Origin of the sequence: Planctomyces sp. SH-PL14 (genome assembly GCF_001610835.1) — a bacterium.
Classification (GTDB): domain Bacteria; phylum Planctomycetota; class Planctomycetia; order Planctomycetales; family Planctomycetaceae; genus Planctomyces_A.
Genome location: NZ_CP011270.1, coordinates 4,800,450 through 4,817,918 on the forward strand (window position 1 = coordinate 4,800,450; position 17,469 = coordinate 4,817,918).

General features: G+C 65.9%; 13 protein-coding genes. 8 read left to right on the plus strand and 5 right to left on the minus strand.

What is annotated here, in order from left to right; translation table 11 throughout:
• Positions 1–29: 29 nt before the first annotated feature.
• The gene (locus VT03_RS18360) at positions 30–974 is read right to left on the minus strand and encodes an aldose 1-epimerase (RefSeq protein ID WP_075094327.1); all 945 of its coding nucleotides are present in this window, start codon (positions 972–974) and stop codon (positions 30–32) included.
• A gap of 692 nt (positions 975–1,666) precedes the next feature.
• On the opposite strand from VT03_RS18360, the gene VT03_RS18365 reads away from it, so the two are divergent.
• The 4 genes from VT03_RS18365 to VT03_RS18380 all read left to right on the plus strand — a co-directional run bounded on the left by VT03_RS18365 (position 1,667) and on the right by VT03_RS18380 (position 6,659).
• Entirely contained in the window at positions 1,667–2,596 is a 930-nt protein-coding gene (locus tag VT03_RS18365) for a hypothetical protein (protein ID WP_075094328.1), read from the plus strand.
• 115 nt (positions 2,597–2,711) lie between these two features.
• Positions 2,712–4,196, plus strand: a complete 1,485-nt coding sequence (locus VT03_RS18370) for an FAD-binding oxidoreductase (protein ID WP_075094329.1) — start codon at positions 2,712–2,714, stop codon at positions 4,194–4,196.
• A 438-nt stretch (positions 4,197–4,634) separates the two neighbouring features.
• On the plus strand, positions 4,635–5,138 hold the full coding sequence (locus VT03_RS18375; protein ID WP_075094330.1) for a DinB family protein: 504 nt from the start codon (positions 4,635–4,637) through the stop codon (positions 5,136–5,138).
• Positions 5,139–5,282: 144 nt separating this feature from the next.
• Positions 5,283–6,659 carry a cytochrome P450 gene (locus VT03_RS18380; RefSeq protein ID WP_075094331.1) on the plus strand — a complete coding sequence of 459 codons (1,377 nt, stop codon included), beginning with the start codon at positions 5,283–5,285 and terminating at the stop codon, positions 6,657–6,659.
• 108 nt (positions 6,660–6,767) lie between these two features.
• Here VT03_RS18380 and VT03_RS18385 read toward each other — a convergent pair whose 3' ends face one another.
• Both VT03_RS18385 and VT03_RS18390 read right to left on the minus strand, forming a co-directional pair.
• Entirely contained in the window at positions 6,768–6,965 is a 198-nt protein-coding gene (locus tag VT03_RS18385) for a hypothetical protein (protein WP_075094332.1), read from the minus strand.
• A 620-nt stretch (positions 6,966–7,585) separates the two neighbouring features.
• A complete protein-coding gene (locus VT03_RS18390; RefSeq protein WP_197488993.1) occupies positions 7,586–8,842 on the minus strand; it encodes a DUF5685 family protein in 1,257 nt (418 codons plus the stop codon).
• Positions 8,843–9,246: 404 nt separating this feature from the next.
• Here VT03_RS18390 and VT03_RS18395 point away from each other — a divergent pair, with 404 nt between their 5' ends.
• Both VT03_RS18395 and VT03_RS18400 read left to right on the plus strand, forming a co-directional pair.
• The gene (locus VT03_RS18395) at positions 9,247–10,698 is read left to right on the plus strand and encodes an aminotransferase class III-fold pyridoxal phosphate-dependent enzyme (protein WP_082846335.1); all 1,452 of its coding nucleotides are present in this window, start codon (positions 9,247–9,249) and stop codon (positions 10,696–10,698) included.
• 65 nt (positions 10,699–10,763) lie between these two features.
• Entirely contained in the window at positions 10,764–12,107 is a 1,344-nt protein-coding gene (locus VT03_RS18400; protein WP_075094334.1) for a DUF1598 domain-containing protein, read from the plus strand.
• Between the two features lie 61 nt (positions 12,108–12,168).
• Here the strand turns inward: VT03_RS18400 and VT03_RS18405 are convergent, their stop codons facing one another.
• Positions 12,169–13,950: a CRTAC1 family protein gene (locus VT03_RS18405; RefSeq protein ID WP_075094335.1), complete on the minus strand. Its 1,782-nt coding sequence runs from the start codon at positions 13,948–13,950 to the stop codon at positions 12,169–12,171.
• 465 nt (positions 13,951–14,415) lie between these two features.
• On the opposite strand from VT03_RS18405, the gene floA reads away from it, so the two are divergent.
• Positions 14,416–15,369 (plus strand): flotillin-like protein FloA, encoded by a 954-nt coding sequence (floA, locus tag VT03_RS18410; protein ID WP_075097181.1) that lies wholly within the window; start codon positions 14,416–14,418, stop codon positions 15,367–15,369.
• A gap of 324 nt (positions 15,370–15,693) precedes the next feature.
• Positions 15,694–15,897: a hypothetical protein gene (locus tag VT03_RS18415; protein WP_156514595.1), complete on the plus strand. Its 204-nt coding sequence runs from the start codon at positions 15,694–15,696 to the stop codon at positions 15,895–15,897.
• A gap of 416 nt (positions 15,898–16,313) precedes the next feature.
• Here VT03_RS18415 and VT03_RS18420 read toward each other — a convergent pair whose 3' ends face one another.
• Complete coding sequence (locus VT03_RS18420; RefSeq protein ID WP_075097182.1) at positions 16,314–17,423, minus strand: Gfo/Idh/MocA family protein; 1,110 nt, start codon at positions 17,421–17,423, stop codon at positions 16,314–16,316.
• Positions 17,424–17,469: the final 46 nt, after the last annotated feature.

The following is a 17,469-nucleotide window of genomic DNA, read 5'->3' on the forward strand; positions in this document are numbered from 1 at the left end:
TCTCCCGCGAACCCCGAACGCACGGGGCGTCACTCGCGGACTTCAATGGCGATCCACGACTCGAACGAAGCCCCCGGGGCCAAGACGCTGAAGCCGGCGTTCACCCCCTGCTGCTCCAGGTTGATGGCGTTCGTCGTGCAGGTGTAGGGCTCCAGGCAGACGACGTTGGGCCGCTCGGGGGGGGTGAAGACGACCAGTTCCCGGAACTCGATCCCGAAGGTCTGAACCAGTGTCAGGCCGCCGTCGGTGATCGAGGTCTCGTGCTGATTCCGCTCCGGGATGAGGTGCGTGTAGACGTCGTCCAGCGCGACGCTCCCGTGACGGAGCCCGTTGCGGAGGTCCGCCTCCGGCGGGACGTCGACCGGCTGGCCGGAGGGGAGATTCTGTTCGAGCGGCCAGCGGCGGCTCGCCTGAGCCCGGATGACGCACCGTGTGGGATCGCTCGTCGGGGCGAGGGGCAGCTTGAAATAGGGATGGGTTCCAAAGCCCCAGGGAAGCGGAACTGTCGTCGGGTTCGTCACCCGGAGCGTGCTGTGGAGCTTGGCGCCGATCACCTCATAGCTGACATCGAGGATGAAGTCGGCCGGCCAGAGTGGAAGCAGGTCCGGCGCGTGGACGCTGAGCTGGAACCGGCCGGTGGCGGACCGCTCATCGTTGTGCTCGACGCGCCATGGGCGGTCGAAGCAGAACCCGTGAATTGCATCGGGCCGGCCCGGCGGCAGCGGGAGCTGGTATTCCTTCCCCTCCCACAGGAAGTGCCCCTTGGCGATCCGGTTGGGGAACGGAAAGAGGATCGGGATGCCGCTCTTGGTGGGACGGCTTCCGCCGGTCAGGAAGTCCGGCAGCGAGTCGAGGACGTCGACGGTGTGTTCGCCGACGCGGCTCACGAAGCGGAAGCAGTTGAATCCGATCTCGGGGGCGATCAGGGCCTGGGAGCCGGTCGAGGGATCCTGGATCGTCAACACGGCGGCCATGGCAGTTTCCGTTTCAGCAGGGACAGGGTGCGAGCACTCGAAGCCAGTGGAGAATATGAGGTTCCGCCCGGAATCGGTATGACAGCACATCGCGCGCCGCCGGAAAGGCCGGGGGCTCTGGAGGGCGCGACAGGCGTATCTGCTGAATGGGGCAATGTGGGAAACTAGAACACCGTCCTTGCCGGCACGACTCCGATAGCTCAAACCCAACGTACGACGGCAGTCGGGGTCAAGGGGGCAACCCCTTGCCGCCGAAGGCACTCCTGTGAGGAACCGTGGTACACAACGGATGTCCGCTTTGTGGTACCGGCGTTGAGGACTCCTTCACAACACACCGCTGGCTTTGCAATCCCCGCGGGTTGGCGAGGGGGCATACGGCACGGTGTCCGCGTTTGGACACGGGCTCCTTCAGACATCTCTCGACGGCCAGGCCTCCGGCGGGCAAAGGGGCGTTGCCCCCTTGCATCCCCCACCAGGGTGCCCCTGGACCCGGTGAGCGACGACCCTTTCGCGAATGCACCCGGGCGCGACCCTCCCACAGGAAGTCGATTGACGCTCATCGAGAATCCCCTGAGAATCGCCCATGGCTCTGTTGAACGGGGCGGAGCCTTGCGCAGAGTCGCAAGGAACGCGCCGCGCGGGCCGGACTTGTTTGACGCAGCGCACGACCGAGACCAGGCGAGACGATTTCCATGACGACTCCGGAGCGCTCCGCTCGACCGAACTCCCGCGCCGGCGGCGTCCTCCCTGCCGAATCTCCCCCGTCGGCCTCGCGTCGCCCGCCCGCTCGGGCCTATCGCCGTCCGCAGTGGCTGAGTCTCGGACTGCTCGGCCTGTGTGCCGCCCTCTCGGGGTGCGGGCAGGAGATCTACGAGAACCGCGTCCGCGCGGCCAACGCCTACTACGCCTACCAGGAAGACCTGAACGCCAACCTCGACCGCAAGTGGACGGGCCCCCACGGCGTCGCGCTGCGGACCCCGACCGGCTTCCGCGAGATCCCGCGGCCCAAGGGGGAAGATCCCGACGAGCGGGTCAACTCCCGGTTCACCCGCGTCTCGAACCTCCCCGGCCTCCTCGGGAAGTGGGAGATGCCAGTGCAGCTCGACGACGGCACGCGGCACGTTGCCGAACTGTTCCTCCTCGGAAACCACCAGCGGTTCCTCGAGTATGATCCGACCGCGGAAGACAGCCGCAGCCCCGCGCAGTTCTACGCCGACGTCGACGCGGCGCTCCTTGATGGCCTGCAGGTCACGCTCGGCCCGGGGCCGGCCGGCGGAGTCGCCGACAACGCCTGGCTGATGGCCCGGGTCCCGGTGGCCGGGACCATTCCCTACACGCCGACCAAGACCTACGACTGGGCCCGGCTCGTTCCGCCGGAGTCGCCGGAGGTCATGCCCCCCCGCGTCGGCTATGCCGCCCGCTACGAAGTCCCGGTCGGGCGGAGCAACAAGGCCCAGGTCGTGATCCTGTGCCTCTATCCCGCGCGGATGCGGGATGCCAACAAGTTGATTGAGCGGCTGACCAAAACGATGGAGCAGCTCGTCCTCCCGGCGACCGCCCCGACCAAGCCGAAGGCCGGACAGCAGCCCGGCGCGCCCGCCAAGCCGTCGGGGAGCTTCTGATCGCGGGACCGACCGGCGCAGCGCGTCGCAAGGGGGAGTCGTTCCCCACCTCGGGCCGGAAGGTCGTCCGGGGAGGGGAGCCGGCCGACCTGCGGCGGACCTCGAGACCGATGGGATGATCGCAGTGGAAACGTCTCTCACCAGCCAGCTCGAAGCGATCGTGGGGGCCGACGGCCTGATCGTCGGCCAGGACGAGCTCCTGGTCTATGAGTGCGACGGCTACGTTGTCGAGAAGAAGGCTCCGGATGTCGTCGTCTTCCCGACTTCGACGGAGCAGGTGGTCCAGGTGGTCCGGGCCTGCAATGCCGCGGGGGTGCCGTTCGTTCCCCGCGGGGCCGGAACGAGCCTCGCCGGTGGGACGCTGCCGGTCGGCGGCGGGGTCATGATCTGCCTGACCCGGATGAAGAAGATCCTGGAGGTGAACGTCCGGGACCGCTACGCCATCGTCGAGCCGGGGCTTGTCAACGTTCATCTCACGAACCGGCTCAAGGGGACCGGTTACCACTACGCTCCGGACCCCTCCAGCCAGGGGGCCTGCACGATCGGCGGGAACGTCGCCACCAACTCCGGCGGACCGCATACGCTCAAGTACGGTGTGACGGTCAACCATATTCTCGGTGTCGAGGTCGTGCTGCCGGATGGCGAAGTGGTCCAGTTCGGCGGACCGACCGAGGAGGCGCCGGGCTACGACCTGACGGGCCTCTATGTCGGGAGCGAGGGGACTTTCGGCATCTGCACCAAGGCGTGGGTCCGGCTGACCCGCGATCCGGCTGCCTATCGGACGATGCTCGGCGTGTTTGAGAGTGTCCGGGCCGCGACCGAGGCGATCAGCGCCATCATCGGGGCGGGGATCGTGCCGGCGGCGCTGGAGATGATGGACCAGGGGATCATCGAGGCGCTCGAGGCGGCGTTTCACTTCGGGTTCCCGCTCGATGCCGGCGCGGTGCTGCTGATCGAGGTCGACGGCCTGGAGGTCGGCGTTGATGAAGAGGCCCGGAAGATCATTGACCTCTGCAAGACCAGCGGAGCCCGCGAGGTCCGGACCGCCAATACGCCGCAGGAGCGGCTGCTGTTGTGGAAGTGCCGCAAGCAGGCGTTCGGGGCGATTGGCCGGTTGAGTCCGAGTTACTGCACGCAGGACGGGGTGGTTCCGCGGACCAAGCTGCCGGAGATTCTGGAGTTCATCACTGCGACCAGTGAGAAGTATGGGTTGCGGATTGTGAACGTGTTTCATGCGGGGGATGGGAACATTCATCCGATCCTGCTGTTTGATGAACGGGATGCGGAGCAGACGCGGCGGGTGATTGAGGCGGGGGATGCGATCCTGTCGAAGTGTATTGAGCTGGGCGGGAGCGTGACGGGCGAGCATGGGATCGGGGTGGAGAAGATCAGCTTCATGTGTCCGCCCGAAGGAGGGTGTGCGGAGACGGAGCACCGGCACTTCCTGTTCTCTCGGGCCGATATCGCCGTGATGGAGGAGTTGCGGAAGGCGTTTAATCCGGAGGGGCGGTGCAGTCCGCACAAGATGTTGCCGACGGCGGGTGGATGTGGGATGGAGCATATTGAGCGGGACAGTCCCGCGCGACGGGCCGCAGTCTGACAACTCGAAACGCGTCCTGGCCGGACAGGCTCTCATAGCTCAAACCCAACGTGCCCCGGCAGCCTGGGGTCAAGGGGGCCACGCCCCCTTGCCGCCGGAGGCATTTCCATGAGGAACCGTGGTAAGCGACGGACGTCCCCTTTGTGGAACCGGCGTTGAGAACTCACCCCTCGCCTTGCAATCCCCGCGGGTTGGTGAGGGGGCATCCGGCACGGTGTCCGCGTTTGGACACACACTCCTTCAGACATCTCTCGACGGCCAAGCCTCCGGCGGGCAAAGGGCCAGAAAAACAACACAGGCCCCTCTGCACTCCCCACCAGGGGTAGCCCCCTGGACCCCAATCGGCGCGTCTTCGAATGACGCCGCCATGACCTCTTGTGTTGGGTGTGTTCGTCTGTACACTTTGGCCGATCCACCTTACTTCTCCGAGGTCCGCCCATGAGCTATGCCGACACCATCCTCCCCGAATTCGACCAGGAAATGGCCAGCACCCGCAAAGTCCTGGAACGCGTCCCCGAAGACAAATGGGACTGGAAGTGCCACCCCAAGTCGAACACCATCGGCTGGAACGCCAACCACGTCGCCGAGATCCCCGGCTGGGTCGAAGGCTCGCTCTTTCAGGACACCTGGGACTTCGCCCCCGTCGACGGCCCCAAATACGAGTTCCCCACCTTCCGCACCCGCCAGGAAGTCCTCGACTTCTTCGACAAGAACGTCGCCACCGCCCGCAAGGCGATCCAGGAAGTGAAGGACGAAGAGCTCGGCAAGATGTGGTCCCTCCTCCAGGCGGGCGAGGTCATCGTCACCCTGCCCAAGGGAGCGGTCGTCCGCAGCTTCGTGCTGAACCACCTCATCCACCACCGCGCCCACCTCTGCGTCTACCTCCGGCTCAACGACATCCCGGTCCCGGGCATGTACGGCCCCTCCGGCGACGAAGGCTGACGGCAACCGCATGAGGCGACATCGTGTCCTTCGATGTCGCCTCGGCTCCGGCCCGGTTCGGCGGACGAAGGCCGATTGCCTTTGCATCCCGGATGAGTTCCGCGTACGAGAGAGACTCGTCCCGAGACGCGCCTCCTCGATCCCATGCCCAGCCCCCGCATCGCTCCCGGAGTCTCGCAGTGGCTGCCGCTCCCCTGGGGGGAGTTCGGCGGCATGCTCCGCGATCCGCTCGCCTACTTCTCCTCCGCCCGCGACCGGTTCGGCGACCTCATCCGCATCCGGATCGGCCCGACCCTACTGCACGTCGCCGTCCATCCGGAGTTCGTCCGCCGGATCCTGATCGACGACGCCAAGCTCTTCGTCCGCGGCTGGCACTACGGTCTCCTCCGCCGGCTCATGGGAGCGAACCTCGTCGTCACCGACGGCCCCGAGTGGCTGCGGCACCGCCGCCTCTCGCAGCCGGCCTTCGCCCGCGGCCGCCTCGCGAACTACGCCCGTGTCATGGAGACCGCAACGCGGGAAATGGAGCGACGCTGGGATGAGGCCTGTGCCGCGGGACAGGCGCTGGACGTCCATCACGAGATGGCGCGGCTCACGCTCTCCATCGCCACCCGCACGCTGTTCGGCCAGGAGATCGGGAAGGAAGAGCAGGCGATCGCCCCGGCGTTCGAGATCGCCCAGTCCTATCTCGAGTACCGCTTCAACCACATCGCCACCTCTCCACCGACGTGGGTGCCGACCCGGCGTAACCGCGAGTTCCGGCGAACGCTCGCCGAACTGAACGCCATCGTGGCCGGGATCATCACTCGCCGCCGCAGTGAACAGCACCGCGGAAGTGGAACGGCCGAGCACGATGATCTCCTCTCGCGCCTGCTCATCGCGCAGGACGCCGAGAGCAAGACATCTCTCTCCGACGACGAGGTCCGCAGCACCGTCCTCGCGTTCCTGCTCGCAGGGCACGAGACGACCGCGATGGCGCTGACCTGGATTCTCCTCGTCCTCGCAGACGATCCGGAGTTGCGTGAGCGTCTGCGGGCCGAGAGTTCATCCGAAGACGACGCATCCGTTTCGGCTCTGGACCTCGACCGGTTCGATCTCGTCCGGCGGGTGATCGAGGAGAGCCTGCGTCTCTATCCCCCAGTCTGGGGCGTGATCCGCGAAGCGACGCAGGAGGTCGAGCTCGGCGGTTTCACGGTCCCGGCCCGCACACCGATCCTCGTTTCCCCTTACCTGACGCAGCGGCACCCGGAAGTCTGGCCCGACCCCGGCCGCTTCGATCCGGAACGGTTCGCCGATGGACGTCGAGATCAGATCCCGCGCGGCGCCCTGTTCCCGTTCCTGGCGGGACCGCACGTCTGCATCGGACAGGAGTTCGCGCTCGTGGAGATGCGGACGGTCCTGGCCCGGCTCATCCGCCGGTTCGACTGGTCCCCCGTCGACGGCCCCCGGCCCGAGCCCAAAGCGACGATTGTGCTCCGGCCCGCGGGCATTCATCGCATCCGCCTGACGCGAGCCGACTGACGCCGCCAGAAAAGACAAAGAGCCGAAGCGGATTGACCGCTTCGGCTCTCAAGATTCAGACGTCACTCTCAACAACAAGCGGACAGCGCGGCCCTGCGGCCGGACGAGTCACCGGATCGCACATCCCACGGCCACGAGCACCGTGGCGAACGCGAGGGCCAGAGCGGTCAATCGGATCCGGAACTGGCTGCGGCGACGGACGATCGTCTGCACGGCTTCCTGACGGGCGAGGCGTTCGAGGAGATCGTCTTCCAGGCGGCGGTGGGTGGAGACCCAGGCGGGACGGATTTTGGAAACTTGGGACATTACGGACTTCACTGAAAAGGTCGCGGTCGGTGCCAGGCAGGAGGGAGGGCACCATGGGGGGACGCGCCGGGCGGCGCGTGAACCGATCGTCAAAAGGATCTGCCTGACCGGATCGGTCTGGTCCACTCGTGCGTCAGCTCGTCTTGCGGAAGCTCGCGTGAGAAGGACCGGCTCATCGACATCGCGGTCTCGTTGGAGAACACGATGGAAGACCCAAGCGCGTTGGCGAAGGTTCACCGGAGATTATCGCAACATGCCTCGATTTGACTGAGGCGACTTCATTCGTTTTCCCGAGATTGATAGCTCGATAACGGCTGATATCAGCGGCAGCTCACGCATCCGTCATCTGGAGGACGGAGATTCATTCCGACCTCAGGTTTGACCGCTGCAATCCAAAGAGTTTGTTAGGTCGAAGCGACCTTCAACAGGACGACTCCTGAACGGCTGTGCCGGTTCTCAAGAGGCCGTGAGGCTGGACAGTTGGCGAACGGAACTGGGCAAGCTTGCCGGTCTGTCACGATTGGCCGTATTGCGCTCCTCGTGCGGGGCGCGCCAAGAAGTCTTGACACGATCCACCGGCCGCTTGTGCCGGACAACTTCTCATGAGCTCTTCATGACAATCATTCTTCTTTGTCGGCCCGCTTCACGATCAGGCCGTTCGACTCCGCCGCAATCACGATGACCCGCGTCCCCTTCGCGAGAGTCTCTCCGTTCGTCTCCGCGCGCCGCCGGACACCGCCGATGCGGATCATCCCCCGCGGCGCCAGAGCCGTGATGCACTTCCCCTTGCGGCCGATGAACGGCTCTTCGGGATCGTCCGCCGTTTTCGTCGAAGAGGAGGAACTTAGGTCATCGCAGAACGCGCATCCGCATCCCGTCGACGTTCCGCAGTCACAGCCATGCGAGCGGGAAGGGGCACAGCAGGTCATGCAGTCGGCGAATCCGACGCAGCACTCCAGGCACTCAAACACCGCGCACACATTCATGTGGGCATAGACCGACCGCCGATCGCGGCGAAGTTGGCACTGCTCCGCGATCGCACCACGGTTCGAAGTGGAGGGCAGGGAACGACGCAGCAACGTCTCGATCCGCCGCTCCAGCAGCGTGGCGATCTCCGAGCGTGAACCGACATGCATCCGCCACGCCGTCCCGGCGTCATGCAGGTCCTCGAGCGCCGCATCGTACGAGTCTTCCCCCTCCTCGGCTGAACGGAGCGGATTGAACTCACCGCGACGCGCATCCCGTTCCCGATCGACTGCGCAGTCGAAGCGGATGATCGCCGAGCCGAGTCGCTCACCCAGTCGGCGAAGCGCCGCACGGTCCTCATCGGTGGGCGAGGGACAACATCCCGCGACCCCTTCAAACAGCAGTCCGAAGGCTCGCGAGGTCGGCGCCACGATGGCATCGAGCGTCACGAGTTCCCGACTCGCTTCCATCGCGATATGCCGCGTGACCTCACCCCGCAGCCGCTCGACCAGCCCCGGCGAGATCGCGTTGAGTTCCGCCTCCGCCCGTCGGACGGAGCCGCGGAGCATCCGCGCCCGCATCCGCGCTGCCAGGGTCGGATCATCGCGGAGGTCATCCTCCATCTTGATCCCCGCCAGCAGGACTCCCGCCGCGGAACAGTACCGCACGACCGCCCGATCCGGTGCCGCCGCTCTTCGTGGAATCGAACGGAGTCGACAGCACGTCGGCCACGCCTCCCCCGGCGGCGGGACCGCTCGCACATCCATCGCGGCCAGGTACAGGGCGACCGCCTCGTAACTGAGCCACGGGACGACCCGCAATCCGTAGTCGCGCCGGAGCCCCTGGCAGCATCGGGCATACGCCTGCCGCCAAACCCGATGATCGCGGGACGATCGAAGGAATCCGAACATCGTGCTCAGAGAAAGGGAGTATCGGTCGAGCGCCGAGCTCATGTGCAGCGGACAACGGACGTTCCGGACAAACGGTTCATCGAAGTTCCGTCGAGTCGGATGGATCTCCCGCGTCAGGGAGCCGAGGGGCGCTTGGACCGTTCCCCAGGGAAGTGTCTCCGGCGGGCAGGGCCAAGAAAACAACACTGGCCCCTGCACGCCACCAGGGGATCCGCCCGGGACCCGGTGGGCCAGCGACGTTGGGTTGCGATGGGGACCCCGTCGGCCCGGCACGCGGTCCGACCGTCGCCACCAACTCTCTGCCTTCCGCCTTCCCTCAACGCCACCGGTATGGATTGTCACCGATGGGTGCGGTTACACTTCCATTTCGCTCGCGTGACGTCTCCCACCTGGACCGAAGTGTTATGTCCGTCCCTGCGACTGCTCCCGCCGCTCCCTCCACCGCCCCCGCTCCTGTCTCCGCGCCCGCCCGCAAGCCTGTCGAGCCGATCTCGTTCGCCAATGAGCCGAAGTCGAATGCGCACCGCTCGGTCCTGACGCACAAGGAGCCGGTCGCCCAGCGGACACTGACCCCCAGCCAGCTCGTCATCGCCCGCTCAGCCGGCACGTTCCATTGGACGCCGGAAGGACGGCGGCTGTACGACTTCACGTCGGGCGTGCTCGTCTCCAACCTCGGACACAACCCCCGCCGCTGGATGCAGCGGTTTGCCGCCTACATGGGCTGGAAGCCGGAACACATCTCCGGCCCCACCGCGGCCGAAGGGGAGTATTTCTCTGCCGTCCCGCTGACCGCCTACAACGCGATGACGGAGGTCGAATCGCAGTCGGTCGAACGGCTCATCCGCAACATGCAGGGTGAGAAGGGCGGAAAGCGGATGGAGACCGTCCTGTGGGCCGCCAGCGGCTCCGAGGCGGTCCAGAAGGCGCTGTGGGCCTGCCTCCACCGCGACAAGTCCCGCGACCTGATCGTCGCCACCCGCTACGGGTTCCACGGCAAAAAAGGCCTCGCCGGAGCCGTCACGGGATCGGAGTCGGATACGGACCGCGACCCGCGGGTCAAGTTCGTGGGCTTCCCGCGCGAGGAGATCGACGACGTCAGCCGTTACGGCCAGCCGGTCGACCTGGCCCCCTATCGCCGGGAACTGGACGCCCTCTGGAAAGAATTCGGAAACCGGCTGAATGTTTTGATCACCGAGCCGTATCTGGGCGGGGGAGGGAGCTTCCATCCGCCGAAGGAGTATCACCTGATGCTTCAGGAGTGGTGCCGGCAGCACGACATCATCCTGATCTTCGACGAGATCCAGGCCAACTTCGGCCGGACCGGCGAGGTGTACGCCTACACGAAGTACGGCATTGAGCCCGATATCGTCTGCCTCGGCAAGGGTCTCGGGAACGGGATGCCGGTCGCCGCGGCGGTCGGCCGGGCGGACATCATGGCCAGCCTGACCTACGGCGAAGGCTCCGACACCTGGAGCTGTAACCCGGTCGCCTGCGCCTCGGTCCTGGCGACGCTCGACGAATTCGAGTCGACCGACGTCATGGCCCATTCCCGCAAGCTGTCGAAGCTGATCCTCGACACCCTGGTCGGCCTGAAGTCGACCGGCGTCGTGGCGAAGGTCCGCGGCGAGGGGATGGTGTTCGGCATTGAATGTGCCGCCTACAAGGGGATGACGCCCCACCAGACGGCGATGGAAGTGGTCCGCCGCTGTTACCTCGGCGAGGTGGGGGGCGATGGGATCCATCTCCTTGGCCCTCTGTCCCAGAAGGTCCTGCGGGTCAGCCCGCCGATGACGATGACGGTCGAGGAGGCTCAGGCCTCGCTCGCCCTTTTGACCAGGATCGTCGGATCGATGTAGCGGCCAGGAAAACGAACTCCGGCGCCGACGTCGAATCCGACCGTTTCGAGCCCGGAGTTCGTTCCATGTTCCGCCAGACTGCTTTCGCGGCGCTCGCCCTGTGGGGTTTGAGCGCAGCCGCTTCGTTTGCCTTCGCGCAGCAGAATCCCCCCAACAACAATCCCGGGGGGATTCTGATCGATCCGTCGGGAGTGATCCGCCCCGCCGAGGCGAAGCGGGAGTCGGCGACCGTCTCGAAGAAGCGCCGCGAGGCGTTCGCCAAGGAGCGGATCCCGGCCGGGATCGTCGAGGCGAGCGAGCTGCGGGTCGTATCGCTCGTCGAAGTCGAGGAGAAGATTGCCGCACTCCATGCCGCCGGCAAGCCGGTGTCGCCGGCCCTCGAGTATCTCTCGGGACTGACACGGATCGACTACGTCTTCGTCGACGAAGAGAACAAGGACGTCTGCCTGGCGGGGCCGGCCGAAGGGTTCGGGCCTGATGCGTCCGGGACAATGGTGGGACTCGAGTCCGGCCGGCCGGTCATTATGTGGTCGGACCTCGTCGTCGCCTTCCGGGCCGTGAAGTCGGGAGAGCGGACGATGGGTTGCTCCATCGACCCGGTCCCGGACAACATGGCGAAGCTGCAGGACTTCCTGCGTCAGAACAACACGCCGGCCCTCGCCAACGAGGCCCATCGGCGGTTCGAAGAGATGGCTCGCCTGCTGGGCATGCAGGATGTCCGCGTTTGGGGCGTGCCACCGGAGACGCACTTCGGGCAGGTGATGGTGGCGGCGGACTTTCGAATGAAGCGGCTGGCGCTCGGTTTCGAGGCGGCCGGCGTCAAGGGGTTCAAGTCGAACCTCGCCCTGACGGCGCCAGGGGCCAACGCGATCCAGCGGTGGTGGTTCTCGCCGCTCTACGAGCCGATCGAGATGTCGCCGGACAAGCTGGCATTCCATATCCAGGGGCAGCGGCTCCAGGTCCTCTCGCAGGACCAGATCTCCGACGTCGAAGGGAACCGCCGCGACGCGCCGTTCAAGCGGAAGTCGACCGAGGCGTTCTCGAAGCAGTTCACCGACCTGATCCCCGAACTGGCCCGCGAGCACCTTGTGTTCGCCGAGCTCCAGAACCTGTTCGACCTCGCGGTCGTGGCGACGCTGTGCCAGGAGTACCGGCTGTCGGCGCGGGCCGGCTGGTCGATGGAGACTCTCCTCGATCCGGCGAAGATGCCGGTGGCGACCGGCCATGCTCCGAAGTCGATGCCCTCGGCCTACAGCTCCCGGAAGGCGGGGCGGGCGATCGTGGCGCTCATTGGCGGCGTGACGATGCTCCCGGACGGCGTCGCCCAGAGCGCCCGGCCGGCGGAAGAGATGTCGGCCAAGCTGACGCAGCTCCGCAGTGAGCGGGCGAAGCGGCCCCGTCCCGAGTAGTTCCCGTTCGCCGCCGACGGACTTGTGGCGGCGGGGGGCAGGGCCGGGCGGCGGACGTCCGTCAGAGCGCTCCGAGGCCCTGGACGATCGTGATCGAGCGGTCGACCGGATGGACTTCGACCGTTTCCGGCGATCCTCCGGGCCAGCGGACTTCGAGCCGGCTCGGAGCGGACGTGTCCGCTGTTCCGAGGCCGAAGTGCAGGCAGGGGTCGACGGTCGAGGCGTAGCTCCCCCCTCCTTTCACCTGCCGCGTGAGCCGCGTTCCGTCGCTCAGGGTGAGGGAGACCAGGGCTCCGACCGCTTCCCGGTTTGTCTCTCTCCCTACGAGCCGGATCTTCAGCCAATGGCGGCCGGCGGAGTCCGAGGTGTTCTCGAGCAGTGCCAGCGGGTCGTTGATGTGGGAGATCGCCAGGTCGACGTCGCCGTCGTCGTCCAGGTCGCCGGCGGTCACGCCTCGGCCCATGTGGGGGCTGCGGCCGTAGTCACCCGTCTGCTCGGCGACGTTCAGGAACCGTGTTCCCGAGAAATCGAAGATGAGCGGAAGCTGGTGCGTCGGCGAGTTGACCGGGTAGCGGAGGACGTGGCCGTTCGAGACGAAGACGTCTTCGTCGCCGTCGAGGTCGAAGTCGCTGAAGATCGTTCCCCATCCGACGTAGAGGCTGGGGACGGCCGCGAGCCCCGTGGAGCGGCTGGCGTGTTCGAAGAAGCAGCCCCCCGTGTTCCGATAGAGGCCGAACGTCTCCCGCTCGTAGTTGGAGACCCAGAGGTCGGGCTTTCCATCCCGATTGAAGTCGGCGACGTCGATCCCCATGCTGCCGTTGGCAGTCCCTTCGGCGCTGAGGCTGGTGCCGCTGAGGAGGGAAAGATCTTCGAGCGTTCCGTCGCCCCGGTTGCGGTAGAAGAAGCTCGGGACGGTGTCGTTGGAGACGTAGACGTCCTGGTCGCCGTCGAGGTCGAAGTCGGCCGTGATGCAGCCGAGCCCCTTGCCGTCTTTCCGCAGCCCCACTTTCTCCGTGACGTTCTCAAAGGTTCCGTCCCCTTTCCCGAAGAACACGGCGTCCTGCAGGCCGTCGTAGCGCCGCGGGGGGCAGACTTCTCGGGCTCCTTTGGGGCCGGGGCAGAACGGGTCGTTGTCGAATGACCAGTCCACGTAGTGGGCCACATAGAGATCGAGGATCGCGTCGTTGTTGAGGTCGGTCCAGGCGGCGCTGCTGCTCCAGAACGGATCGTCGAGGCCGCTCTCCTCCGTGACGTCGAGGAACGTTCCGTCGCCGAGGTTCCGCAGCGCCTGCACTCCTCCGTAGCCCGTGATCAGGACGTCGGTGAATCCGTCCTCGTCGGTGTCGGCCGCGGCGATGCCGTGCGAGTAGTACCGCGATGTGGGGAGCTGCGCCGCCTCGGTGGCAGGGGTGTAGTGCCAGGCCGAGCGGGCGCGGAAGTAGCCGAGGGGGCGTCCTTCCAGTTCCCGCGGGCCGGTGTAGCGTCCTCCGCCGGTCGCCAGGAGGTCGAGCTGGCCGTCGCGGTCGAAGTCGCGGAGGGCGAGTCCGCCGCCGAGCATTTCCAGGATGGCGAACCGGCCCGCTTCCTGGTCGTCGTGGTAGACGAAGGAGACGCCGGCGTCCTGGGTCCTGTCCCGGAAGGCGAGGCGTGTGGTCGGACTCGAGGTGGCCGCGGGGGACGGGGACGGTCGGGCGGCTTCGGAACCGGGAGGCAGGGAGGTCGAGGGCCCTGGCGGAGGGGCAGGTGAGGGCGCGGGGGCGGGTTGTTCGCGGCATCCATGGCTTGTGGCGATCGCGGCCAGCAGGAGTGCCAGGGGGATGAGGGGGCGACACAACTTCAGCATGGGGGAGCGCCGTTGGTGAAGTTTCGAGGAAGGATCTATCGTCAGTTCCGGCGGGTGAAAACGCCAGCCAGTATCGGGGTCCAGGGGCACCCTGGTGGGGGATGCAAGGGGGCCTGTGTCATTCTTTTGGCCCCTAGGCCCAGGCTGCCGTCGCACGTTGGGTTTGAACGAGCAAAGCCGTGCCGGCCAGAACAGTGTTCGGGACGAGGGCACTTCCCAGATGGAGTGATCCGCGCCCACCCCACTCCCGTTCCTTCCCCATACCTGACCCGTGCCGCCAAGGAGCCTCCTGGTCCCCCGGAGTTCCCCAAATTGCAATTCAATGGGTCACCCTTACAATCGCAACGTTGAAAAACCGCGAGTCGTCTCGGGGCGGCTGACCCCGCTGTTCCTTCGCAAGGAGTCAGGGCTTTGCTGACCGGCATCCTCCACAACCCGCTCCTCGCACAGGCACCCGGACGCAACATGAGTCCGTGGTACATCTTCGTGTTTGCCGGACTGGTGTTCCTGGTCCTGCTGCTGATCATCTTCACGATCATCTTCGCGAAGTACTTCAAGCTGTGGCTGCGGGCCTTCGTGACACGAGCCCGGATCAACCCGGCTTCCCTCGTCTTCATGTCCCTGCGGAAGGTGAATCCGAACACGATCGTTGACGCCAAGATCAGTGCCGTGCAGGCCGGCCTGCAGGACATTTCCACAGGGGCTCTGGAAGCCCACTATCTGGCCGGCGGCAACGTGCAGCGCGTGGTCCGGGCGTTGATCGCCGCCCACCGGGCCCGGATCGATCTCGACTGGGACACCGCCTCGGCGATCGACCTCGCGGGACGCGACGTCCTGGACGCCGTGCGGACCAGCGTCGATCCCCGCGTCATCGACTGCCCGGACTCCAAGCAGGGAAAGTCGACCCTGGACGGAGTGGCCAAGGATGGAATTCAGCTCAAAGCCCGCGCCCGCGTGACGGTCCGGACGAACCTCAGCCAGCTCATCGGCGGGGCGACCGAAGAGACGGTCATCGCCCGCGTCGGCGAAGGGATCGTCTCGGCGATCGGCTCGTGCGCGTCGCACAAGGACGTTCTCGCCAACCCGATGCTGATTGCCCAGGCGGTGTTGCGGAAGAGCCTCGACAGCCAGACCGCGTACGAGATCGTCTCGATCGACATTGCGGATATTGACGTTGGCGACAATGTGGGAGCCCGGCTTCAGGCCGATCAGGCCGAGGCGGACGTCCGGGTCGCGCGGGCGAAGGCGGAGCAGCGGCGGGCAGAAGCCGTTGCCCGGGAACAGGAAATGCAGGCCCTGACGCAGGAGAACCGAGCGGCGGTCGTGTTGGCCGAAGCGGACGTTCCCAAGGCGATGGCGGACGCGTTTCTGAAGGGGCAGATGCGAGCCAAGGCGGGAGCCAACGGTTCGGCGGTCTGACTCGCTGGTTTTCCGTGAATCCCCTTGATTTTTTCGGAGCGCGGCAAGAATTGCCGGTGGCACCGTCTTGGTGGATCGCAACCGGCGTGCGACGCGTCGCAAGGTCTTCAAAGAAAACGGTTCGCGGCATTCGATGAAGTGATGTCGGCCTGTTGTGCGGTCAGATTTTGACCGCAGGTCGGGCTTGACGAGTTTGAGTTGGACCGCCTCATGAGACGGGGCGGGAGATTGAGAATCCCGATTCGCTGCAGTACGATTGGACGCCGTCAGGGAAGGACGCGAGGTCGCTGCACTGATCTTCCCTTTCCGATATCGGTGAGTCTGATGAGTGAAATGACCCTGGAGATGACGGCCGCGCAGCACGAGATCCTTTTGCGGGGACTTCGTTATGTTCGCAGCTCGGTCGCTCTCGATGCGATGGATTGGGATGAAGCGGTCGATGCGGAGCGTAAGCAGCAGTACGCGGCGATTGCGGAAGTCGAATCGCTGGTGAAGCAGATCAAGGTTCGTAAGGAAGCGGCCGTTTGATTGGTTGCGATGATTGATAATGCTCAACGCCCGCCTTACGGCGGGCGTTTTTGTTTTTGCGGCGGCTTGAACGGCGTCCTTGCAGGCGCGGCTATGCCAGCTCAAACCTAACGCGCGGCGGCTGCTGGGGTCAGGGGGCCAAAAGAATGACACAGGTCCCCTTGCCGCCGGAGGCGCTTGCGTGAGGAACCGTGGTAAGCAACGGACGTCCGCTTTGGGCAGCCGGCGTCGAGAACTCACCACTCGCTTTGCAATCCCCGCGGGTTGGTGAGGGGCATACGGCACGTTGTCCGCGCTTGGACACGATCTCCTTCAGGCATCTCTCGACGGCCAGGCCTCCGGCGGGCAAAGGGGCGTTGCCCCCTTGCATCCCCCACCAGGGTGCCCCTGGACCCGGTTAGCCAACAGCCTCGCCCTTACTCCAGCAGCTTGATCGTCTTCTTCTTCTCCGCACTCTTCACCGCCGTGTCCACAATCTGCTGACCAACCCGCGAGATCTTCGGACTGAGCGGACCCTCGAACGGCACCTTGTTCCGGACCGCATGCACGAAATACTCGATCGGATTCCGGAACGGCGCCTCCAGAACATCGACCGGAACGTCCCGCCCCTCCGGACACTCCGCCGTCTGCACCCGCAACGTCTCGGAATAATCAAAGCTGCTGATCGTCCCCGCCGTCCCCTTCAGGATGAATCCACACTTCGGCTGCGGCTGGTGCGTCCAGGGATCCGTGAACGTCCCCCACCGGGTCTCCAGCTTCGAGAGCCCCACCTTGTACCGACAGACAACGATCGAGTGCTCGTCCACCTCCAGCCCGGCCGAGCCATGCGTCACCGCCGTCACCTCCAGCGGCTTCTTCCCGCCGTGATACCACGTCGCGAACGTCGCCCCGTATCCCAGGTAATCGAGCAGCGAACCGCCCCCCTCGCCCTTTTTGTAGAACCAGCTCTTCCGCTTCATCGCGTCGGTCGGCGTCAGCTCCACCTTGTCCGCCGAATGCCACAGCGGACCGCGATTGCCACCATAGTGGTGGACCTCTTCGAGCTGGCCGATCAACCCCTCGCTCACCAGCCGGTGGGCCGTGACATGACACGGGGACCAGCGGATCGGCCAGTTGATCGCCATCCGGACCTTGTTCGCCTTGGCCGCCGCGATCATCCGGTCCGCATGCTTGAGCGACGCTGCGAACGGCTTTTCCACAAGCAGATGAACCTTGTGCGGCGCGACCAGCTCTACGTACTCGGCATGCCGCCCCGTCGCCGGGCAGAGGATTGCGGCGTCCGGCTTCACCGCCTTGAGACAGGTCTTGACGTCCGTGAACACCCGCTCGGGCGGGATCTGGAAGTTCTCGATGACCTTCTGCATCCGGGCCGGGTCGGCATCGCAGATCCCGGCGATCTCCGCCCCGGGATGCTCGTGGACCTTCCGGAGCAGGTCCCCCATGTGCATGTGGTCGAAGTTGATCCCGACGAATCGGAACGGGGCCGGGGCAGCGGCGGGGGCGGGGGCGGCAGAGTCGGAGGACATGATGAGCGCCTGCGGGCTGGAGGCTGAGAGCCGGGAAGGGAGCGTC